The organism is Salegentibacter maritimus (genome assembly GCF_016236975.1).
GTDB classification, from domain to species: Bacteria; Bacteroidota; Bacteroidia; order Flavobacteriales; family Flavobacteriaceae; genus Salegentibacter; species Salegentibacter maritimus.
Window position 1 is genome coordinate 100,101 of the sequence record NZ_JAEHNY010000005.1, and the last position, 24,034, is coordinate 124,134.

Below are 24,034 nucleotides of genomic sequence, written 5' to 3' on the forward strand. Positions count from 1 at the left end.
TTCTTCAGTATTGTTAGTGTAATTCTTTTTTAAGGAATTTAGCTGTATAACTTTTTTTCGATTTAGCTACTTCCTCGGGTGTACCTTTGGCGATCACCTGGCCACCATTTTTCCCTCCTTCGGGGCCAATATCAAAAATATAATCGGCCATTTTTATCACGTCCATATTATGTTCTATAATGAGAACGGTATTTCCTTTATTGGTTAACTTGTTTAAAACATCCATTAAAACCCGAATGTCTTCAAAATGCAATCCCGTAGTTGGTTCATCTAAGATATAGAAAGTATTTCCGGTATCACGTTTTGAAAGTTCGGTAGCCAATTTAATTCGCTGTGCTTCTCCACCCGATAGGGTTGTACTTTGCTGTCCCAGGGTAATATAGCCAAGGCCTACATTTTTAATTGTTTTTAGTTTTCTATAGATTTTTGGAATAGGTTCAAAGAAATCAGTCGCTTCATTGATGGTCATTTCCAAAACATCGGCTATAGACTTTCCTTTATACCTAATTTCTAAAGTTTCCCTATTGAATCGTTTTCCCTGGCAGGTTTCACATTCTACATACACATCGGGAAGAAAATTCATTTCTATCACCCGAAGTCCGCCACCCCGGCAGGTTTCACATCTACCACCTTTAACATTAAAGCTAAACCTTCCCGGTTTATATCCCCTAATAAGAGCTTCTGGTGTTTTAGCAAATAAACTTCTAATTTCTGAAAACACGCCGGTATAAGTAGCCGGGTTAGACCGTGGAGTTCTACCAATTGGCGTCTGGTTAATGTCTATCACCTTATCGGCATTATCCAGTCCCTTGATTGTTTTATAAGGTTTTGGTTCTTTTACCCCATTAAAATAATGCGCATTCATAATAGGGTAGAGGGTTTCATTAATTAAAGTAGATTTTCCACTTCCCGAGACTCCGGTAACCGCAATCATTTTTCCTAACGGAATTTTAATAGATACATTCTTTAGGTTATTTCCTGAAGCACCTTTAAGCTCTATGTTTTTTCCGTTTCCTTTACGCCTTTCTTTAGGGACTTCAATTTCTTTCTTCCCGTTTAGGTAGGAGGCGGTAAGCGTCTTGTGTTTTTTTAATGCTGAAGGTGGCCCTTCGCTAATAATTTCTCCACCATGTTTTCCTGCTTCCGGGCCAATATCTATAACATAATCGGCGCGTTCTATCATATCTTTATCATGCTCAACCACAATGACAGAATTTCCAATATCTCGCAGTGAAACTAGCGAATTGATTAGTTTTTCGTTGTCTCTTTGATGTAATCCAATGCTGGGTTCATCTAAAATATAAAGAACCCCTACCAGTTGCGAACCAATTTGGGTAGCCAGGCGTATACGTTGTGCCTCTCCTCCAGATAGGGATTTAGATCCGCGGTTAAGAGAAAGATATGTAAGCCCAACATCTACCAAAAATCCAATTCTCGTTCTTATTTCTTTTATAACTTCAGCGGCAATCTGGTTTTGTTTTTCGCTTAGTTTTTTTTCTAAGCCTACAAACCATTTCGCCAAATCTTCAATATCCATTAAAGAGAGTTCGGCTATATTTTTATCGTAAATCTTAAAATAAAGCGATTCTTTTTTAAGTCGGGTGCCCTTGCAATCTGGACATTCAACTTTATCCATATATTCTTTTGCCCAACGTCTCAGGGAACTGGAATCGTTATTGTTAAATGTGGTTTCAATAAAAGTGGCTACACCTTCAAAGTTGATCTTAAATTCCCGGTTTACCCCAAGGCTTTTAGATTCTTTGGTAAAAGTTTCTTTTCCGCCATGAAGAATAAGCTTCATTGCCGCCTCCGGAATTTTGGAAACGGGATCTGTTAATTTAAAATTCCATCTTTCAGCAATTAATTCCAATTGCGAGAATACCCAGTTCTTTTTCTGAGGCCCATGAGGTGCTAAGGCGCCATTTTTAATCGATTTAGAATAATCTGGAATAATCTTATCGATATTCACCTGATACAATGTGCCAATACCGTTACATTTAGGGCAGGCTCCCTTTGGGGAGTTAAAAGAAAAGGTATTTGGTTCTGGGTTTGGATAGGAGATTCCGGTAGTAGGGCACATTAAGTTCCTGCTAAAATAACGCACCTGATCGGTATCCTGGTCTAAGATCATTAGTGTATCACTGCCATGGTACATTGCAGTTTTAATACTCTCGTCCAGGCGTTTTTGCGCGTCTATTTTATTATCAATTTTTAATCTATCTATTACAATCTCAATATCGTGGGTTTTGTACCTATCTAGTTTCATTCCTTTAACCAGGTCACGGACTTCACCATCTACACGGGCTTTTAAAAATCCCTGTTTAGCTATTTGTTCAAATAGTTCCCGATAATGTCCTTTCCTGGATTTAATGACAGGTGCTAAAACGTTCACTTTTTTCCCTTTGAAATCCTTTAAAATAAGGTCTTTGATCTGGCTGTCGGTATAGCTCACCATTTTTTCGCCAGTCTCATAACTATAGGCATCCCCGGCACGAGCAAACAGAAGACGTAGGAAATCGTAAATTTCAGTTATGGTTCCTACCGTACTTCTAGGGTTTTTGCTGGTAGTTTTTTGTTCTATGGCAATAACAGGCGACAGGCCTTCAATTTTATCAACATCGGGTCGTTCTAATCCTCCCAAAAATTGCCTTGCATAGGCTGAAAAAGTTTCAATATACCGGCGCTGGCCTTCAGCATAAATGGTATCGAAAGCCAGGGAAGATTTTCCAGAGCCGGAAAGGCCTGTGATTACAACCAGTTTTTCTCTGGGAATAGTAACATCTATATTTTTAAGATTATGGACGCGAGCCCCTAATACTTCTATATTTTCTTCGGTTTTAGCCATATTTTTTATCACGGACGCAAATGTACTTAAAGTGTTGCTAACTAAAAAGAAAGCAGGATTAGGCAGGTGTTAATAATGATTTAAAGTTTATTATAAGCTCAAAATAGTACGACTTTTTTAGGTGTTCTATTTAATAATTAAGATTTATATGCCTGACTGATTTACTATGAGTTAATTTATTAGTTTTCAAAAAGAATTAGGTCTTGTCGATTTATAGTTAGCTTTTGTCTTGCTCTTATTTATTTGATTGTCAGTATTATATTACGTAATTTTTTTGCGATAATTAAGGATAATCCCCTATATTTGAAATACCAAGTCTCAATTAAAATTTTCCATCCCCCCGGAAATCTAATACCTGTTAGCAGGTTTATTTTTTGTCCCAATATTTATTGCCCCTATTTTTTACAGGTTAATTACGAATTAAAACATCGGTTCTCAAAGCCTTATGTTTTTAATTCTGTTAACAAAAGGTCTTGGGCCCTAACCCCAGGTTTTAACTAACGGGCTAGTAGCCAAAAAACAATTTAATATGATTACGGATAAAAAACAATTATTGCTTATTACCAATAAGCAGAGTATGGTAGACTGCGTACAAGAAGGGGTAAGTATGCATTTTGAATTAACCGAGGCCAATTCATTACACACCGGTTTTAATATCGCACTAAATTTATTGCCCGACGTTATTCTTTTAGATTATGCTTCTTTTAGATCGGGCAAAAATTTTAAAAACATAGCTAATTTTAAATCAAATCATTTCCTTACCAAGGCCTGGCTTATAGTTTATGCCGAAGAACGCTTTAGGGCTGAAGCCGAAAGCAGGTTTAGGAAGGTAGTAGATGAGTTTGTTTATTCTCCCAGCATAGAAACTTTGTGTGGGAAAATTATTAAGATGGTATATGCGAATAGATCTTTATCGAATTTCTGGAAAGATGCCTTTATGGGGATGTTTAATCTTATCTCAAAACCAGTGCTATTGCTAGATCAAAATGAGATAATAGCTATGAACGATGCTTTTAAGCAAAGTTTTAGGGTAAAAAATAGTAAGGGGTTAAAACTTACAGATTTTGTGAAATGTGAGAATGCGCAAAAAGTAAAAGAAAGTTTGCGAAATTTTGCCCGTGGTAAGCATATTAAAGCGGCTACAAAAACCACCTTACTATTAAGAGATGATAAATTAAGAAATGCACGTATTAACTTCTCTAAACTGAATAAAAACTTCGGTCACCAGTTTGTAATGTTTATTGATTTTATAGAACAAAATGAAGAAATTAATAATAATATAGGTACTTCTTCACAGGAAGTAGAAGCCTGTTTTAAGCAAAATGATCAATTAACCGAATTTAAATTTACGAATAGAGAAAAAGAGATTATTCAGCTTTTAATAAAAGGCTATAAAACAAAGGATATATCTGAAGCTTTATTTATTTCTCCTAAAACAATAGAAAAACACCGTTCTAATATTATAAAACGCACTAATTCTGATACGATTTTAGAGAGTATTATTTATGCAATTAGTCATGACCTTATAGATTACCGAAAAGTGCAGTAAGCTTTATTGAAGGTTAAAAATAGAAGAATTCCCCCATAGCCTTGTAGGAAAGAATTACCTTACATTTATACTTGAAATTTTAAGTAAAAGTAGTCACCCCACCTCTCTACTTTTCAAGCCCCCAAACCTTTATTTTCCTGAATACAATTGTTCTAGAGTTAGAACTGTGTAGATATTTTATTAACCATTCTTAAATATTTATTAATTAAAAACTTTCGATTATGAAAAATTTTAAAAATTACTTTGCTGGTATTGCAATAGTTGCAATGCTTTTTGCTTCCTGTAGTAAAGACGAAACCTCAGGCGAGCCCAAAGTGGGCGATGAGATGGCAACTATTTCTTTGGGGGCCGTTTTAAATGATTTTATTAAAAACCAGGACGCTTTAAAGCAAAGCATTCCTGAATGCTCAGACGATGCACCTATGTATGCCAGGGTAGTACTTACCCACGAGCTGGGAGAAGAAGATGTAATAGTTCCTATTAAATTTGATGGAACCACCTATTTTACTGATTATGATGAGGACCTAGCAATTCCTATTCCCGATGGGGAGACTACTACTGCTGTAAGTCTAACCGATTTTTGGGTGTATGCCGAAGAACCAGATGAAATGACAATGCCTATTTGGATGGCTCCAAAAGAAGGTAGTGACTATGAAAATTTTGTAAATGATGCGCTACCAATAAATTTTGATTTACGCGCGGGTTCTAAAAAGTATGTAGATGTTGAGGTATTATGTTTTGATGATAGAGAAGTAAACCTTTATGGTTATCAATTCTTTGATTTGGTACCTGTACCATTAATTAAATTCTGCTTGTTCGGTAATTTCTGTCCATCGGAAGACGGAAGACACTATGTTGCCGGCTATACCGTAAGTGTATGGGAAGGTTCTGATGCATCTGGAGATCTGCTTTATACCGAGGTTTCTAATGCCGTGGTAGAAGATGAGATTACGGGAGATTACTATGCAGACCCATTATGCTTCTGGTTACCTGATACCGCTGAAACTGATACGTACTACTTCCAGATTACCTTAAATAATACAGATGAATATAATTCGGAAGATGCCGGCGAAGTAATTCTTTCAGGACCCATTACCGACGAAGAAATTAGAATGTTCTATAGTGACGAGGATGATTCAACTATGGATTACTATCACTTTAATTATGGATGTGGTAATGATAACCCTCCACCATTCGATGATCCAAGAAAAGAAGCTAAGCGTTACAAAGCTTGCTTAAAGAATTTAGGAGATGCGAATGCTGTTGGCTTTGCTTACCTAAAACTGGAAGGAAACACGTTAACAGCTACGACAGCAGCTACTGAGTTAACCGCCGGAGATGTGCCACAGCATATTCACGAAAATGCTTCTTGTGACGACTACGGAAATCCAATTTGGACACTAGACTATACAGGAGGAGTATGGCCAGAAGCTGATGCTATGGGTAATATGTTTTATACCAGAACATTTACTTTAACGAATGCAGAGGTGAATGCTGCAAATCTGGATGATAGAACAGCAGTACTACATGAAGCCGATTTTACGCCGGTGGCCTGTGGTGAATTTGAAGAGTACTAGAAAAAGTTTAAGAGATGTCCTTTTTAAGGACATCTCTTATTTAATTCTTAAAAATTGAATTATGAAGATAATAGTTAAATATTTAATGACTTCTTTAGTATTCACATTATTCATTTTTACCTCCTGTACACAAGATGAAGCTGTAGACACGCAAAAAGGAGACGAAAAAATGGCAATGATTGAATTAGGGCCAATATTAAATGATTTTTTAAACCGCCAGGCTGAAGGAGAAATACCCGCCTGTACAGATGAAGAGCCAGCTTATGCACAAATAATGTTAACTCATGAATTAGGCAACGTAGATGTTGTAGTACCTATACTTGTAGATGAGTCAGGTTTATTTACAGATTATGATGAGGAGCTTGCTATTCCAATTCCGGAAGGTGAAACTACAACCGAAGTTAGCCTAACCGATTTTATGGTTTATGCAGAAGAGCCCGGGGAAGGGGTAATGCCAATATGGATAGCTCCAAAAGAAGGTAGTGATTATGAAAATTTTGTCAATGATCCATTACCAATTGTATTTAATCTGCGTGCAGGCTCTAAAAAATATGTGCCAGTTGAAGTGCTTTGCTTTGATGACAGAGAGGTGAATTTATACGGTTATCAATTTTTTGATCTTATACCGGTAAAATTATATGAATTCTGTGTTTTTGCGAACTATTGTACCGATGATGGTAGACATTACACTGCTAATTATAATGTAGATATAGATTACCTGTTAGGAGAAGAAGAAATTAACCTATATGAGGGGGAATCTCCTGAAATAGGAAATACCGAAGACAACAATTCAGGAGATTGGTATGCTGAACCATTGTGTTTGGTTATTCCTGCTCCTATGTATGGTGAAACTGATTCCGATGTTTATTTAAAGGTTACTGTAACTCTTATTGCCTGGGATGATAATTATGGCGACCCGGCAGGGGAGTATTCTAAAGTTGTTGAGTTGAGTTGGAATGATGTTCAGCAATATTTTGGAGAAGATAATACTATAGATTTTGAACATATTTTCTTTAACTGTGATGATCAGGTTAATGATTGCCCCATTACAGAAGAAGATACAGATGGCGATTGTGTGCCCGATGTAGAGGATGAATGTCCAGGTTATGATGATAGGGATGATATGGACCAGGATGGAGTTCCGGATGGATGTGATACTTGTCCTGAAGATTTTGGAGATCCATTAGATGGTGGTTGCCCAATAGATGATTGTATAGGAGATGCAGATAGTGATGGTTTAAATGACTGTATTGATCAATGTCCTTATCAGGCTGGTCCCGAGTCTAATGATGGTTGTCCTGTTCCGGGTAGTGATACTTGCGAAACCGCATATATGGAAGGCGATACTGCTTTAAATACCTTGGCAAATGCTAATAGATGGGGGTGGGCTGAGCACTTCCAGGAAGATGATGACGGAACTAGTAAAACCTTTGATATTTGGGCTGGTGCAGGACAAAATGATACTTCGAAAGGAGAGCATATAGGTACTGCTGAAATTTCTATTGATGGAGACGAAATCTCTTTGGAAATTACGCTTAATACAGGGGTGAGTTTAGACGAACTTCATATTAATTTGAGTGAAACTGCACCGTCTGGAAATAATGTTTTTGCACCCGGCCAGTATAATCTCAACAATATAGTTGATGTGAACACCCTTACCTATACCTGGGAGAGAGACTATAGCGACGACTTTTATATTATAATACACGCCGTGGCTTGTTATTAATTGAAACTTTATTTACCAGGAATTAACCACTCCTGGTAAAATTATATTAACCATTCTAAATATTAATCCAAAAAACTTTAATTATGAAAGCACTAAAAAAATATATGGCATTTATTGCTGTATTTTCATTCTTACTAGCTTCCTGTACCAAGGAAGACAATACAATAACAAACGACCCGGGAACCGATAGCTTTGCAGAACTAAGTCTTGGAGCAAGCTTAAATAGCATGTTAAATAAGGCTGCAATCAAACAAAGTATTCCAGAATGCTCTTCAGAAGCTCCGGCTTATGCTCATGTTGAGCTTACACACAATGCGGGTACCGACTTAGAAGGAACTATAGAAATAAATGTTCCAATAATGGAAGATAATGGTACTTTTTATACCGCCTATGATGAAGGACTCAAAATTCCGGTTGCAAATAGTGAAACCAATACGGCATCAGTATCCTTAACTTCATTTTTGGTATACGATGGTGATCCTGAAGATGCCTCATCTAATTTAATTTGGGTAACCCCTACCACGGCAAGTGAATATGGTGCTTTTGTTAATCAGGGGCTCCCATTTGATTTTACCATTAGAGCGGGATCAAAAAAGTATGTAGATATAGAGGTAGTATGTTTTGATGATCGAGAGGTAAACCTTTATGGATATCAATTCTTTGATTTGATTCCGGAAGTATTATATGAGCTTTGTGTTTTTGCTAATTACTGCAATGATGCCGGGCGTCACTTTACAGCAAATTATAGTTTGGCTGTAACTTATATTGGAGGAGATGAGGAGATGTTGCTTCATGATACTGCTAATCTTCCTGGAACCGGGTTTGATGAATCTACAGGAGACTATTATGCAGATCCATTTTGTTTAGCTGTTCCTGCACCACAGTATGGTGAAGGAAGTGGTGAGCCATATATACGCTTAACAGCAACGCTACTTAATTGGGAGGGGAATTATCCCGATCCGGTAGGTATAGAACCATTAGAAGTAGACCTTTCATGGGATGATATTTCCGGTTATTTGAATGACGATGGAACGGTTGATTATGAGCATTTGTTTTTTAATTGTGGCGGAGACAGTCCCGGGAATGGAAATGGTGAATGCGATCCTGAAAATCCGGCCGATGATTGTGACAATGATGGAATACCAAATGGGCAAGATAATTGTCCGTCAACACCTAATGAAGGTCAGGGTGATTTAGATGAAGATGGTACCGGAGATGCTTGTGACTCTGATATAGATGGAGATGGAATTCCTAACGACGAGGAAAATGATGGATGTGAAAGAAATCCTGATTTAGAGTGTGGCGAAACTGTTTTAGAGCCATGTTTGCCAGAAGCAATAACAGGTTGTGAATCTACAGATGTTTTAAACATTAACCTGGAAAGTGCCGGACCTGTTATAACAAATGTGTCTTACGGAGACTGGACAGTACAAATAACGAATGGAGAACTATTTGTTGGTCTTACACCCATAATTCCATATGAAATTGCAGATATAGAGGTTACAGTGCTACAAAGTGTAACTTGTGAAGTAGTTACTGTTCCGGATGAAGGTGGATCTGTAACCATACCAAATATCACAGAAGGTGATTTACCAATTTCCATAGACCTTAGAGCAAATATTTGCGATGTGTCTGGAGAATAATAATCTCAGCTGGTTTTTACCGGGGGGTGACTAAGTAGCTGAGTAGTTTTTACTTCTCCCTATTTTTGAGAGATGTAAAAAGAGGCTGTGTGGATTATCCGCACAGCTTTTTTTTGTTAAAAAAAATAGAGCCTTCATTTAAAGTATTTATGTTCGGAGCTAAATTTTGAAGTTTTACTTATAAATTTCACCGTAAATAACTTGAAATGTCGGTAATAGCAAGCAGATGCAGAGATTCTTTTTTTGATCTTATTATTTTTCTAAAAAGCAATTTCTTTCTGTTATGGGTTTTGTTTGTAGGAATCTGACTATTAAATATTTATAGTGTTTTTGAGGTGGATTTTTGGAATGACCTTTGTAAATCAAATTCAAATTTTTTAATTATTTAATTTATAAAATGAGTACCCTACTTATGAGAAAAAGCAAATTTTTGTTATTACCTGTTCTGGCGATTCTGGCATGTAGTAAAGATCCAATTTTAGAAGATGACAAATCAGAAACGCAATTAAACCCTGAAGAAATTAATGATCAACTTACCGAAGTAGCTTATCCCAATCAAATTGGACCTGTTTTAGAGGTTTACTATGGGGGGCAAAGGATACCTGTAGAATCTCAGGAAGGGAATTATGTATATCAGGGTGATATTTTAATTCCGGTGAACCAAACAAGTAAATCTGCACAAAGCCTTATTTTAGATAGTGATGAGGCCGCACAAAAAAGTACCGGTAGAATACGCGGTATGTGGCCTAAAAATACGGTTTATTATGCAATAGATAATAATTTACAGGATAAGTACCGTGTATATGATGCCATAGACCACTTTGAAGCTAATACGACTCTTAAATTTGTTCAAAGATCTGGAGAATCTAATTATATTTATTTCACTTCAGGTTCTGGTTGTTCTTCTTATGTGGGAATGATTGGAGGTCGCCAAAATATTACCTTGGCTAGTGCTTGTACAACGGGTAACGCAATTCACGAAATTGGTCATGCCGTAGGACTTTGGCATGAGCAAAGTAGAGTGGACCGTAATAGTTATATTGATGTTAATTTCGAAAATGTTCGAAGTGGTACTGAGCACAACTTTCATACTTACGAGACAAGTGGTTTTGATGGCGATGAGTTTACCAGTAGCTTGGATTTTGGATCGATAATGATGTACAGTCCTTACTCTTTTTCTAAAAATGGTGAGCCTACCATAACGAAACTGGATGGAAGTACTTATAAAGTTCAAAGATCGGGGCTTTCTTCAGGAGATATTAGAGGTATTAATGCAATGTATCCCGGAGATGGTGGTGAACCTACCTACGTAAATGGAAAGTATTATACTATTAGTGGCGTAACTGTACTTAGGGCCAATGATCTTTGGTATTTTTGGACTAAATATGGTTTTAAAAGAGTTGAATTAAGAAATAATCGTTGGTATTGGGTTTAAAATCACGCGATAATTTTTATACTAACCCGGGTATTACAACCCGGGTTTTTTTATGCTTTTTTATAATAAATGGTTTAATTTCTACACAGGCTGAGGTTCATTTCCACATAAAATAACGAGTAAATAAAGTTTTTAGAGTTTAAATATTTCTAAAGATAATTTTTTCAAGATATTCTATCTCATTTTTAAAATTTACTTCCGAAATAAGGATACCTATAATTTAAGAGGGGTAGGTTAAATTTGTATTTTACTTTTTAATGGAATATAGATGTCTATAGTTTACCGAGTCTAATTGCAGATCATCAGTTATATTGGTTGTTTTTTAACATCTCAGCTTTTCTATACTTTTTAATTGCATTTAACTCTGTAAGAAACAGACTAATAAAAGAAAATATTTTACTAGTTTAATCTTACAGGTTTTCCCTTATAAATTAGTATCTCTACTTCCTATAGATTAGCGTTAAGATTTTAAGGCGCACATCCTACCTGGCCAGAATCTTTCTATTTAATAATTCTTCCCTACAAGATATTAAAGCTTGCCTGATTTATTTCAGCAATTAATTTAATGAGTCCAACTATGAAAAATTTTATGCGTGTAAGCCTGGGATTATTTGTAATGTTATGTTGTTTTTCCTGTGCTAAAGAAGAAGTCGGAAAGCAATTAGAAGATTCTCAGGTTAAAGGAAAACTCTCCTTTGGAAGTGTATTAAGCGACCTGGCCAACCGCAGTGAGTTTAAAAAGCAACGTTCTCTCGGTTCTAATAAAATCCCGAAATGTTCAGAAGAAGATCCATTGTTTGTTAGGCTTGCAATTAAGTTTAAAGATGAAAGCGGTAATTGGGTTTGGTATAAAAATTCTAACACAAATAAAATAGAAATTAAAGTGAACCCAAATGGAACAGACCTGGATGAGGACGGAGATCTAGATGCCTGGTTTACCCAGGAATCAGCCGATTTGGAATTGGAAGAAGGAGAATATTCAATTGAATACTTTGCAGTTGCCACTGCTACAGGTGAGGATGAGGAAGCAATTATTTATATGGCTCCCAGAATTCCTGAAGGTACTCTAGATTATACGCAAAGCATTCAATATCATAATTTTGTGAATAAGCCTTTACCCATAAAAGTGCAAATTCATCCTGGCGTAAAATACTATCAGCCGGTAGAAGTACTGTGTTATGAAGAACATTATGCTTTTGCTTTTGGCTATTTATTTTTCGATTTTAATTCAAGCAACTTAATTTACTTGTGCACTTATGGCAATGTATGTAGGGAAGATCAGAAACACATTCCTGCCCAATTCAAGATAAAAGTATGGCAAGATTCAAGCGAGGGAGATTTATTGGTAGTGGCGCAAAATGAAAGAAAAACCTTTACCGATGAAAATGGAGAGCATTATTATGCCGATGCACTCTGCTTCCCACTTCCGGAAACAGAGGAATATTTTGCGAAAATATGGCTGGTAGAGGACGAATCAGAGACTTTAATAAGAGAAGGAAATTTTAATGCCCAGGATCTTACAAATGTATACCAGGAAGAACAACAACATTATTATTACCACTTTAGAGAAGCTTGTTGTGGTGATAAAGATAATTTCATTTTACTGGATGATTTAACCGAAAATGAAGGAGAATGTGGTGAAGAACCTCAGGATCCTTCTGAAAATTGCGTGCCTTGTGATAATGATCAGGGTGGTAAAATAAAACTTTTAGAGGTTAAATTTTTAGGTAATACCCCAGCAAATTTGCTAGTTACCCATAACGGTCCTAATTCTCCTTACGAAATATTTAATGACGTGGTAAATCCAAACGATATAATACTTCTAACAGGAGAGGCAACAACAGGAGGAAATGAAACTCCTTCTGTTTGGACCGAGATGGAATTCACAATTTCAGAAGTAAACTATGATCTTCATATTAGTTGCTCAGAGCCATTATTTCCCGGACAAATTTTTGGGGATAATAATTTTCAATTGATCTCAGCAACAAATGTAGATGATCAATTAATCTGCAGTTCTAATGAATAACACACAATATTAAAACCCATAAGCCTGTCATTGGGTGGTTCTTTTACAGGCTTATAATTCAAACCTTTTATTAATTAATCTAAATTATTTATTATGAAAAACTTTAAGTTTTGTTTGGCATTTGTAGCAATAGCTGCAATGTTTATGACTTCCTGTAGTAAGGACAACAACCCTGATGATCCCGATGGTCCAGGTGGGGAAAACACTTCAAGCCTTTCCTTTGAGGTATTCCTGGAAGACTTTGAAGATAAGCGCGCTGCTCAAACCAAAAATCATATTTTAGGAGAGGGTGAGGTACCCAGCTGTGAGAATGAAGACACCGTACCCAGTTTTATACGGGCCGTAATAGCTGTTGGAGATGAAAACTCAACTAATTATGTGGATGATGGGGATGCCAGTAATGCCGAAGCGGTAGATATTGGCATCATTCCAGTTGATAATAATGATAGTGATGGCGATGGAATGCCAAACTGGTTAACCTACGAGGAAAGTTTTCTTGAACTGGAAAACGGTGAATACACCATTATTTATTTTGATGTTAGAAATTCTGCAGGAGAGGTACTTTATATCGCGCCATCTTCTAACGATAGCTACGGGCCTGCCAACTTTGAAAATTTTGTTGAGAACCCACTTCCTCAAAGTGTTCAGTTAGAGAATGGCACAAAAACTTATATAGAGTTAGAAGTACTTTGTTATGATGAGGTTTTTGCACAAGAATACGGTTATTTATTCTTCGATTTTGAGATGCTTCCATTACAATACATCTGTATTTTTGGAAATGAATGTACAGATGAGGGGCGTCATTATCCTTCTAATTTTATGATTAAAGTATGGGAATATCCAGCTAACATAGATTTGGGTAATATTACATTTAATGAAGATGATGCTTTCGTGGTAGCTTCTAACGATGCTGTTTGGAGCGGTGAAGGTGAAAATGCCGTGGTAACACAAGCTTCTCCTTTGTGTATAGCTTTACCAGATAGGGAAGGCCAGGTTTTCTATGCGGAACTGTATATACTTGATTCACAGGGGGGTACTCAAGGCACCCTTATTAGAAGAGGAGATTTTACAGCAGCCGAAATTGATCAACTTTATGATTCGGAAACCGAACAGTATAATTACTGGCACTTTAGAGAAGGTGGTGAATACTGTGGTGAAGATTCAGACCCTTGTTTATTAGCTAGTGTAGTTAATGAAACAGAAGACTTTAATAATGCTGAAAGTTTTGGTGATGTAACAATAGGAGGTACCGAGTATGCCTGGAGTGAAACAACTGGTGAAGACCCATACGGTACTTATAATATTGTAACTAACGCACAAGAATTCTATAGTGGTTTCTCAAGCCTTTTGGATGCCGATAATGATAGCAATGGTAAATTTGTAGTTTTTGATGGAGACGATTTAAACCCTAATGAAACCCTTAGGCGCGTTTATTTTTCAGAAAATATACCAACCGTTTGCGATGAGGATGTTTATTACATAACCATGGATTTGGTAGACATCAGTACTCCTAATGAAGGTGACGGTGGTAATGACGCTCAGCTTGAAATAACAGCTAATGGTGTACAAATAGCATTGTTTGAGATTAGTGACTTGGCCGGTTATGATACCTGGACTAAAGTTGGGTTTATTCTTATGGCAGATGGTTCTGGAAATATAGATTTCGAAATTTCAGATCCCGATGGAAACTGGGAAGGAAATGATTTTGGAATGGATAACATAAATATTTCCAATGATCCTACCAGTTTAAATGACGTAGATCATATAAACCCAGGAATATAAATTGAGGTAATGTAACCTCTAAAACTAAAGAGCCCAAACCGGGCTCTTTTTTAATGGCTTATTTGAACCTTAACAAAAGCTCTTAATTCTTGAAAAAACCTCTTAAATTCATCCTCAAATTCTGCATAAAACTCTTGTAGCTCTTCTATGGCCAGGTGCATTTTAATTCGGTATTTAATTCTTTTATTCATTTGAAACAGTATTTTTTCAATACCTTCAATTTTTCGGTAATTATAAAGCCAATTATCAGCAATCATATAGGGTAGAAAACTTTGAATAGATTTCGGTAATAATTCAAAATTCTCCTGTAGAAGTTTGTAAAAATTTTCAGTGTAGGTTTTTAGTGGGATGTCGCTATAATCTTTCCAGTTTGCCGCTAAAAAGTGATCATATAAAATATCTACAATAACCCTACTATAGTGGCCATAACGGGCAAATAGGCGCTCTACGCTTTTACTCACAATGGGATGTGTATCGGTAAAGTTATCTATAGCACGATGTAATACTATTCCTTTTTGAATTTCGGTAGGATAGTTTAAATATTGCTTTCCTTTAACCGAATCAGCTATAAAGTTTCCAATTTTTAAGTTATCATTCTCATTCGAGAGATATATATGTGCTAAGAAGTTCATTTTTGAAAGTTACTCAAATCAGGTAATTTCCTGTTTAATTTTTGTTAAGTTTTATTACTACCTATGCGCGACTTGTATATTTGTTGAACATTTAATTAACAATTGAGGCTTTAAAATCTACAAAACTTAAATTTATCAGTAAACATTTTATAAATCTAACTTAACCTATTTAAATAACATTAAAATACATTTATGAGCTTAATAAAATCAATCTCAGGAATACGTGGTACTATAGGAGGTAAAACAGGTGATAATCTCACACCAATAGATACCGTAAAATTTGCCGCTGCCTATGGTACCTGGTTAAAAAATAATTCTACAAATAAAAAGTTGAGTGTTGTGGTTGGTCGTGATGCCAGAATTTCCGGAAAAATGGTTCAGGAATTAACCATGAATACTTTAACCGGTTTGGGAATAAATGTCATTGATATAGATCTTTCAACCACGCCCACAGTAGAAATTGCGGTGCCTCTGGAAAATGCAGATGGAGGTATTATCCTTACCGCAAGCCATAACCCAAAGCAATGGAACGCCCTTAAACTATTAAATAATAAAGGAGAGTTTCTTGATGGCGCAGCAGGTGCTAAAATTTTGGAATATGCCGAACAGGATAATTTTAACTTTTCTGAGGTCGATGATTTGGGAACAATTACCAGAAAAGAAAACTATATAGACATTCATATAGAGGAAGTTCTAAAACTTAAACTTGTGGATGCTGAAAAGATAAAACATGCCGGTTTTAAAGTAGTGGTAGATGGTGTGAATTCTACCGGTGGTATTGCTATCCCTAAACTTCTAAAAAAAATGGGGGTAGAGGTAATAGAATTATATTGTGAGCCAAATGGTCATTTTCCCCATAACCCCGAACCTTTAAAAGAGCACCTTACCGACATTTGTGAACTGGTGAAAAAGGAAAAAGCCGATTTTGGAATTGTGGTAGATCCAGATGTAGATAGGTTGGCTTTTATTGATGAAAATGGAGAAATGTTTGGAGAAGAATATACCCTTGTGGCCTGTGCCGATTATGTGTTATCTAAAACTCCGGGTAATACGGTAAGTAACCTCTCTTCTTCCCGAGCGCTTAACGATGTAACCAAAAAACACGGGGGCGAATATAAAGCCAGTGCTGTAGGTGAAGTGAATGTTGTGCAGCTTATGAAAGATACCAACACCGTTATTGGAGGTGAAGGGAACGGCGGAATTATTTATCCAGAGTCGCATTACGGGCGTGATAGTTTGGTAGGAGTAGGATTATTTTTAACCTATTTAGCTGAAAAAAAGATCAGTGTTTCTGAGTTAAGAAAAGAATATCCAGCCTACTTTATGAGCAAGAATAAAATTCAACTGACTCCTGAAATTGATGTAGACGAAATTTTAAAAGCAATGGAAGAGAAATATAAAGCTGAAGAAATCTCTACTATAGATGGAGTGAAAATTGATTTCGCTGAAAATTGGGTCCATTTAAGAAAATCGAATACCGAGCCTATTATAAGGATTTATACTGAAGCAAAATCTCAGGATAAAGCCGATAAGCTTGCGCATGATATGATTAAAGAGATTAAAGAAATTGTAGGCTAAGGTCTAACTAACGTATTACAGCATTTTGGGGAGTTTCTTTCCCCAAATGCTTCCAGCGTTTGTGTGTCCAGAGATAAAATTCTGGTTTTTCCTTTATTTGTTTCTCCAAATGCTGTTTATATTCTAAAGTAATTTGATGGTCTTCTGTTTTAGAAGGGCTATCGGCAATATTAATTAAAGAGGCCTTATAACGGCCTCTTTTTATTTTCTCTACGTGTAGGTATATCACGGCCATATCAAGTTCTTTGGCCATCCTTTCAGAACCGGTATAAAAAGGAACTTTCTTTCCCATAAAATCTGTCCAAAACTTATAATTTGGGGATTTCGGAGATTGATCGGCTATCATTGCATAAATACCACGAACACCTTCTTTTTCATTTTGAGTAATGCGTGAGGTAGATGTAGAGTTTCTAATAAGTTCGGCGCCAAATCTTCTTCTTATATCATTAACAAGTTTGTCAAAACCGGGGTTTCTAATTTTTTTGTAAATTCCAAAAGCCTTGTGCTTTAAGTTGTTGAGCTGTAGGGCAAAAAGCCATTCATAGCTGGCGTAGTGGCCACACATTAAAATAATGCTCTTATCCAGTTTTTCTATGCGCCTTAGTTCTTCAAGATTGGTAAATACGAAACGTTTTTTTAATTCTTCTTCAGAAATAGAAATACTCTTTATCATTTCCAGAAACATGTCGCACATGTGCCTATAAAACTTTTTACGTATTTCAATAATTTCTTGCGAAGATTTTTCAGGAAAAACAAGTTCTAAATTATCTGTAACCGTTTTTTTTCTGTACCCAACCAGGTAGTAGACTATAAAATAAACCAGATCTGAAACACGATAGAAAAGCCAAAATGGAAGAATGGAAATAAACCAAAGTAAGGGATAAATCAGCCAAAAAACTACAGCCTGCATAAAATAATTTTCAGCAAATATATGGTATATTTGGCATTTAACTAAAGTTGCTATGGGAGAATTAAACCTGGTTACCCTTATAATTATTGGTCTAAACGTACTGGTTTCATTCAAGGGATTTAATGATGAATCCTTTTTTCAGAAATATAAGTTTAATATTGCCGATATTAATCGTGGTGCCAAATACCAAATTGTTACTTCAGGGTTTTTGCATGTGAATACCACCCACCTTTTGGTAAATATGCTTACCCTATATTTTTTCGCCAATTCAGTGATTTTTTTCCTTGGTACTTTGGGTTTTGTTTTGGTCTATCTTGCTAGCCTTGTTTTAGGGAACTTACTTTCTTATTTCTTTCATAAAAAGGATATACATTATACTGCAGTTGGTGCGAGTGGGGCTGTTATGGGAGTATTGTATTCTGCTATTTTATTAAGGCCAGATATGATGCTCGGCCTATTTTTTATAATTCCTATCCCCGCCTATATATTTGGAATTGGTTATTTGTTTTATACCATTTATGGTATGAAACGGCAATTGGGTAACATTGGTCACGACGCCCATTTCGGGGGTGCGGTAGGGGGTTACCTATTAACCCTTCTTCTTGCTAGCTGGGTTTTTGAAGAACATTTGTTGATGGTAATACTACTGGCTCTGCCAATTTTAGTTTTGTTTGTGCTACAAAAATTAGGGAAAATATAATTTGGTACTCTTCTTGTACTGGAGAATCTAACTAAAAACAATTAACTATGAAAAAAGTAATATTAATTCTTGCACTAATAGCAGGAGGTATGGGAATGCAAGCTCAAAACGACAATAAGACTCCTGGAATTTATGTAGCCGGAGAGGGAATTGTAAAAATAACTCCAGACAAAGTAACTATTAATTCTAGAATTGAGCATGAAGGCCAGAGTGCTGCTTCGGTGAAATCTCAGAACGATGAGGTGGTGAATAAAGTGATTAAATTCCTTAAGTCTGAAGATGTAGCTGAAAAAAATATCAATACCAATTATGTGAATTTGAATAAGAGGTATAATTATAACGATAAAACGTATACCTATGTAGCCAGCCAAACTATTGCTATTACCCTGGAAGATATAAGTAGATATGAAGCTATTATGAAAGGACTTCTAGAAAATGGACTTAATGGAATTAACGGTATTGAGTTTGAATCTTCAGATATTGAAAAGCATAAGGCTGAAGCCAGAAAAAGAGCTGTTTTAAACGCTAAAGAAAAAGCAGAAGCACTTGTGGCACCTTTAGGCCAAACTATAGGAAAAGCTTTTATGATAAGTGAGGGGAGCAATAACAGTTACCAACCGGTGTATCGCGCTATGGAGATGAAAGCATCTTCAGATACCGGAGGCCAACAGACCATTGCGCCGGGAGAAATGGAAATAAATGTTAAGGTACAGGTGGCTTTTCAGCTTTTAATGGAATAATTTGTAGCTTAAACCCTTAAATAAAAAAAGCGCCAAATTTGGCGCTTTTTTTATGAGTTTTAGTTAGAATAAATTAATTCTTATTAAGTAATTCTCCAATTTTTTTATCTAAATCTTCGCCTCTAAGATCACGTGCTACAATAGTACCTTCTTCATTTAATACAAAAGCGGCAGGAATAGCTTTAATCCCGTAAAGTTGAGCAACCGGATCTTGCCAAAACTGTAGGTTAGAAACCTGGTGCCAGGGTAAACCATCATCTTTAATAGCTTTAACCCAACGATCTTTTTGCCCGGGACGATCTAAAGAGACACCAATTATGCTTAAGCCATCGTCTTTATATTTATTATAGGTTTTTACCAGGTTAGGATTTTCTACACGACAAGGCTTACACCAGGCTGCCCAAAAATCTATTACGGTAACTTTTCCCATAACATCTTTTAAAGCAATCTCATCTCCTTCTGGCGTTGGGGCCGTAAAATTAGGTGCTTTACTTCCTATAGCAACTTTGTTAGCTTCTTTTAGATTTTTAGAAATTTGTTTTCCTATAGCTGTATTTTGTACTTCTTCAGAAAGTTTAGCAAACATATCCTGAATTTCGTTCACAGGGTAGGATTTCATTCTAAGCATATCGCTTATTACCATGATTGAAACAAAAGAACCTGGATTTTCCTGAACCATTTTCTTTTTGAAAACCTTATCGTTATCTATAAGCTCTTTTTCGTTTTCCTGAAGACTTGTAAGTTTAGTACTGTCTTTTTGTTGAAAAGCAGATTGCATTTCGCTACGCCCTTGCATCACCTTTTCGTTCACTTGTTTTAAGTGTGCTAAATACTCTTGTAAGAGTTTGTTTTCTTTCCCTCCGCTTATTTCAGATGAACGCAAACTGTCTTTGTAAATTTTAAATTTTATTTCCTCATTTTCAGAAATAAAAATCACATTTCCCTGGGTTCCTTCAAACTCAAGAAAACTTAGATTAGGACTTTCGGGATCCTGTAGGTCCAGTTTAAAACTTCCGTCTTTAATAGTAGTAGAGTCTACTCGTATAGGGCGGCTGGTGTTTTCATCAATTTCAGAAACATATACCGTTTTGCCGTCTTCCATTTTAGGAGCATCTCCAGAAATTGTATAACCTTTATCTTCCTGGCAGGAAGTAAGCGCAGCTGCAATAGCAAACGTCATTATTATTTTACGCATAGAATTATTTTTGTTTAAGACAAAAATAAGCATCTAGTGTTGCAATCCATTCGTAATTTTATAAAAAATTGTTAATTTCAACAATGGGAATTTGTAAGCCTGAAGGAATATGTAATTTTAAATGATATTACCTATTTATGACAAAGCAGAAAGAAGAATTGCCTTTTGAGATTCAGATTAGTTTCCATAAAGTAGTGGAACAATATAAGAAGCAATTAGAGTACGAAGAAAATGAAGTTGCCCGAAATTATATTAAAAGCATTTTAGAACATGTAAAATCTTTTCCTGCTTTAACCAATGGAATAAAAGATTTTAATGAGCTTAAGAAATACAAAGAACCGGTAAGGGTTCTCCTTGATGATCTTTTTCCGAGTGTGCTTACCAATAACGAGATAAAAGCAGCGTCTGTTCCTTTTCAGAATTTTTTATTTAACAGGTCGAAACGTTTAAAAAAGATCATGGAATCGGCTCCTGATGGTTTCAAATTAAAGATAAGAAACCTGGACAATAAAAGTATTTATGTGCAGGAATGTATTAATATTCTTAACGATTATTACGGTTACGAGATAGATTATTCCAGACCGTTATATTTTGATATTCCAGATGAACAAGGCATCAATAGACGTTTTCGTATTGCTTTAAACGGCGATTTTATAGATATTTTTCCCAAAGAGCAAGCCAGGAAAATAACCGATGAAGATGTAGATGAGCTCTTACAAAATGTAGAGGATATAGATCTGTGGAAAGAAAAATTTCCGCCCCAAAGTTGGATCTTTAAAGGTTTTACCATTGTAAATCTTACAGATGTTACTATGGACGACGCGATATCTGAATTAAAAACAGCTTTGCTTTTTGAGAAATCATCAGAACAGGATGAGCTTTTAAAGCTGGAAGAAATATTTAGATCTATCTATAAAATCCCCGATCTAAGAGTTGGGTTTACCGTATATAATCCGCAAGATGAGGTTTTTGAAAAAATGGAATATAAAGATGCAAATAGTTATATTCTTAATGATGAATTGATAAGCGAATGTAGGGAAGGAGTATGTGAAGAAGGTTTTAATAATATTTTTAAAGAGTTTAGTTTTTTTAGTATTGCCAATGTTGAAGAATATGCTAAAAAGACTAAAAATAATATACTTTCAAAACGTCTAAAAGAGAGTGATGTAAAAAGCTGTATTCTGGCCCCGGTTGTAAAAAACAATCGTTTATTAGGGATTTTGGAATTAGTGGCAACGAATAAAAATCAGCTTAATAGTATTAATACCATTAAGTTGGATGAAATTTTACCTTATATAGCTACCGCTGTAGATAGAAATCGTAGTGATTTTGAAAACAGGGTGAAAGCTGTTATACAAAGCGAGTGTACTTCTATACATCCCAGTGTTTTATGGGTTTTTGAAAAAGAGGCCAAGAAGTATATTAGAGACTATGACGATGATGGCCTGGCTTCATTTAAAGATATTGTTTTTAAGGATATATATCCGCTATACGGGCAAATTGATGTGGTAGCTTCTTCTGAAGCTAGAAATGAGGCCATTCAAAAAGATTTGCTCCATCAATTAAAAGAGATTCAATCCATAATTGATAAGGCTTACAGTTTAGAGAAACTGCCTATTTACGAGCAGGTAAAGTTTAGGATTTCAGATTTTATGGAAGACCTGGAAAACAGTCTAAATGCTTCTAGTGAACAAAAGGTATTTAATTTGTTGCAAAAGGAAGTTAATCCTATAATGAGCCATTTGCGAAATCAATCTTCCGAATTAAAGAAACTGGTAGAGGAATATCAAAATAAATTGAATCCTGAAACTGGTATTATTTATAATCATAGAAAAAACTATGATAAAACGGTACAACAAATAAACCGCACCATGTCCCGCTTCTTAGATAGAAAGCAAATTGATGCTCAAAAAATTTATCCGCATTATTTTGAACGCTATAAAACCGATGGGGTAGACCATAATATCTACATTGGTGCCTCTATGGTAAGGGATAGGCCTTTTAATAAGGTTTACTTATACAATTTACGCCTTTGGCAGTTAAGCACCATGTGCGAAATGGAAAACCGTTTTTATCAATTACAACAAAACACCCCTATTAAATTAGATGCGGCTTCCTTGATTTTAGTCTATAACTCTACGATGTCTATTCGATATCGAATGGACGAAAAGAAATTTGATGTAGATGGAACTTATAATGCGCGTTACGAGATCATTAAAAAACGTATTGATAAATCCTTCATAAAAGGCACCGAAGAGCGTGTTACTCAAAAAGGTAAAATAGCCATAGTTTATAGCCAGCGTTCAGATGAAAAGGAGTATTTAAGGTATATTAAATATCTGCAAACCAAGAACTACCTGGGGGAAGAGGTAGAACTGTTAGACCTTGAAGATGTACAGGGAGTGGTTGGGCTCAAAGCAATGAGGGTAGAAGTTTTATATACTCCAAACAGCAATGAACCCGACGACAGAACTATTACTTATGAGAATTTAATGGAAGAATTACATTAGATAAAAGGCGCCAACAAAAGCAATTACCGAGATTATAATTCCTATCATAAATACGGTGTAGGTAATTCTTAAAATTTTATATTTTCTGTGTAATACTTTACCGAGTAGATGAAGGTCCAGCATTAAAGATTCATATACATAGTCTTTATCTTTTATGATTTCTTTCATTCCCCATTTAAATTGTTCAAATGGCATTTTATGGCTATTACCAAAGAATAAAAGGTTTACCTCCCTGTTTTTTACCTGTTCTTTGGTAAACTCTCCACTGGTAACTTGCGGCCGGGTAGATAATACCGAAAGAATAATGGAAGCCACGCTAAATAAAATAAGAATAAGGGTTGGGATCAATAAATGCTTATTACTGGCAGCATCTAATTTTGGGATCATATTGGCCAGGGCCAAAGAAATAATAATAGCATTTACCGATAGAAGAATATTTGCTTTTGTATCGGCAATATCACTTAGCTTAATATGGTTTCTTAGCGTAACCCTAAACAGGGTTTGAATACTTCTTTCGGGATTGTCATTTTTATAGCGTGCCTTCATTCGGGCTTTCGCTTCCTCTTTAGTTAGCTTTTTTTGCTGTTTGTTTTTATTCTCAATTAATTCAAGCAGATTTTCTTCTTTAGCAGGCCCCCATTCTTCTATAGCATAATCAGTATAAAATTGATGTTCTTCGGTAAACATTCTTATATTTTCCTGTATCCATTCCCCTGTGGTAAAGTTTTTAATGTTGTGGAGTTCTAATTCCTGCCTTAAAAGTTCACTGGTTTCGTTAAAATAATTTTTAGCGAAATGAGATGAGTCGGCATCTTTTATTATTTTCTCGGAAATACTCTCCGGAATATAATCAATCTTTGTTGCCTTTATATTGCTTACAACTTCTTCAATAAGTTCTGGAGTGGCATTATTTTGTTTAAGAAAATCTGTGGCAATAGCAACACTTTCTTCCTCATGTCCCTTAAAAGTACGTGTGTAACCTGTATCATGTAACCAGGCGGCAAGCAACAGAGCTTCCTCTTGTTTAACATTAATTTCGGAATTGGCAATTAATTCTTTAGTACTTTTAACCACACGTTGGGTATGCCTATAGTTATGGTATATAAACGTGTTCGGTAATTTTTCCTTAAAAAGGTTTAAAACAAAATCATCTGCTTTCTCAATGAGATTATTCATATAGTTTAGC

At 35.7% G+C, this 24,034-nt stretch carries 16 protein-coding genes; 11 read left to right on the forward strand and 5 right to left on the reverse strand.

What is annotated here, in order from left to right; translation table 11 throughout:
* Positions 1 to 13: 13 nt before the first annotated feature.
* Positions 14 to 2,845 (reverse strand): excinuclease ABC subunit UvrA, encoded by a 2,832-nt coding sequence (uvrA, locus tag I6U50_RS06800; RefSeq protein WP_198638294.1) that lies wholly within the window; start codon positions 2,843 to 2,845, stop codon positions 14 to 16.
* 529 nt (positions 2,846 to 3,374) lie between these two features.
* On the opposite strand from uvrA, the gene I6U50_RS06805 reads away from it, so the two are divergent.
* The 7 genes from I6U50_RS06805 (at position 3,375) to I6U50_RS06835 (ending at position 14,583) form a co-directional block, all read left to right on the forward strand.
* Positions 3,375 to 4,394 carry a response regulator transcription factor gene (locus I6U50_RS06805; RefSeq protein WP_198628940.1) on the forward strand — a complete coding sequence of 340 codons (1,020 nt, stop codon included), beginning with the start codon at positions 3,375 to 3,377 and terminating at the stop codon, positions 4,392 to 4,394.
* Between the two features lie 221 nt (positions 4,395 to 4,615).
* The gene (locus tag I6U50_RS06810; protein ID WP_198628938.1) at positions 4,616 to 5,971 is read left to right on the forward strand and encodes a hypothetical protein; all 1,356 of its coding nucleotides are present in this window, start codon (positions 4,616 to 4,618) and stop codon (positions 5,969 to 5,971) included.
* A 61-nt stretch (positions 5,972 to 6,032) separates the two neighbouring features.
* On the forward strand, positions 6,033 to 7,697 hold the full coding sequence (locus I6U50_RS06815; RefSeq protein ID WP_198628936.1) for a hypothetical protein: 1,665 nt from the start codon (positions 6,033 to 6,035) through the stop codon (positions 7,695 to 7,697).
* 83 nt (positions 7,698 to 7,780) lie between these two features.
* The gene (locus I6U50_RS06820) at positions 7,781 to 9,340 is read left to right on the forward strand and encodes a thrombospondin type 3 repeat-containing protein (RefSeq protein WP_198628934.1); all 1,560 of its coding nucleotides are present in this window, start codon (positions 7,781 to 7,783) and stop codon (positions 9,338 to 9,340) included.
* Positions 9,341 to 9,752: 412 nt separating this feature from the next.
* Positions 9,753 to 10,775: a M12 family metallopeptidase gene (locus I6U50_RS06825; RefSeq protein ID WP_198628932.1), complete on the forward strand. Its 1,023-nt coding sequence runs from the start codon at positions 9,753 to 9,755 to the stop codon at positions 10,773 to 10,775.
* Positions 10,776 to 11,352: 577 nt separating this feature from the next.
* Positions 11,353 to 12,801, forward strand: a complete 1,449-nt coding sequence (locus I6U50_RS06830; RefSeq protein WP_198638295.1) for a hypothetical protein — start codon at positions 11,353 to 11,355, stop codon at positions 12,799 to 12,801.
* A 93-nt stretch (positions 12,802 to 12,894) separates the two neighbouring features.
* On the forward strand, positions 12,895 to 14,583 hold the full coding sequence (locus I6U50_RS06835; RefSeq protein ID WP_198638296.1) for a hypothetical protein: 1,689 nt from the start codon (positions 12,895 to 12,897) through the stop codon (positions 14,581 to 14,583).
* A 50-nt stretch (positions 14,584 to 14,633) separates the two neighbouring features.
* On the opposite strand, the gene I6U50_RS06840 is transcribed toward I6U50_RS06835, so the two are convergent.
* Positions 14,634 to 15,215 (reverse strand): acyl carrier protein phosphodiesterase, encoded by a 582-nt coding sequence (locus I6U50_RS06840; protein WP_198628926.1) that lies wholly within the window; start codon positions 15,213 to 15,215, stop codon positions 14,634 to 14,636.
* 192 nt (positions 15,216 to 15,407) lie between these two features.
* On the opposite strand from I6U50_RS06840, the gene glmM reads away from it, so the two are divergent.
* Complete coding sequence (glmM, locus tag I6U50_RS06845) at positions 15,408 to 16,793, forward strand: phosphoglucosamine mutase (RefSeq protein ID WP_198638297.1); 1,386 nt, start codon at positions 15,408 to 15,410, stop codon at positions 16,791 to 16,793.
* 7 nt (positions 16,794 to 16,800) lie between these two features.
* Here glmM and I6U50_RS06850 read toward each other — a convergent pair whose 3' ends face one another.
* Positions 16,801 to 17,703: a lysophospholipid acyltransferase family protein gene (locus tag I6U50_RS06850; protein ID WP_198638298.1), complete on the reverse strand. Its 903-nt coding sequence runs from the start codon at positions 17,701 to 17,703 to the stop codon at positions 16,801 to 16,803.
* A 52-nt stretch (positions 17,704 to 17,755) separates the two neighbouring features.
* On the opposite strand from I6U50_RS06850, the gene I6U50_RS06855 reads away from it, so the two are divergent.
* Positions 17,756 to 18,403, forward strand: a complete 648-nt coding sequence (locus I6U50_RS06855) for a rhomboid family intramembrane serine protease (RefSeq protein WP_193709928.1) — start codon at positions 17,756 to 17,758, stop codon at positions 18,401 to 18,403.
* Positions 18,404 to 18,450: 47 nt separating this feature from the next.
* On the forward strand, positions 18,451 to 19,143 hold the full coding sequence (locus I6U50_RS06860; protein WP_198638299.1) for an SIMPL domain-containing protein: 693 nt from the start codon (positions 18,451 to 18,453) through the stop codon (positions 19,141 to 19,143).
* Between the two features lie 73 nt (positions 19,144 to 19,216).
* Here the strand turns inward: I6U50_RS06860 and I6U50_RS06865 are convergent, their stop codons facing one another.
* Positions 19,217 to 20,338, reverse strand: a complete 1,122-nt coding sequence (locus I6U50_RS06865; protein ID WP_198638300.1) for a TlpA disulfide reductase family protein — start codon at positions 20,336 to 20,338, stop codon at positions 19,217 to 19,219.
* Positions 20,339 to 20,475: 137 nt separating this feature from the next.
* Here I6U50_RS06865 and I6U50_RS06870 point away from each other — a divergent pair, with 137 nt between their 5' ends.
* Complete coding sequence (locus I6U50_RS06870) at positions 20,476 to 22,848, forward strand: GAF domain-containing protein (RefSeq protein WP_198638301.1); 2,373 nt, start codon at positions 20,476 to 20,478, stop codon at positions 22,846 to 22,848.
* Here the strand turns inward: I6U50_RS06870 and I6U50_RS06875 are convergent.
* Complete coding sequence (locus I6U50_RS06875) at positions 22,840 to 24,024, reverse strand: Pycsar system effector family protein (RefSeq protein WP_198638302.1); 1,185 nt, start codon at positions 24,022 to 24,024, stop codon at positions 22,840 to 22,842. The genes I6U50_RS06870 and I6U50_RS06875 overlap by 9 nt on opposite strands.
* Positions 24,025 to 24,034 lie beyond the last annotated feature (10 nt).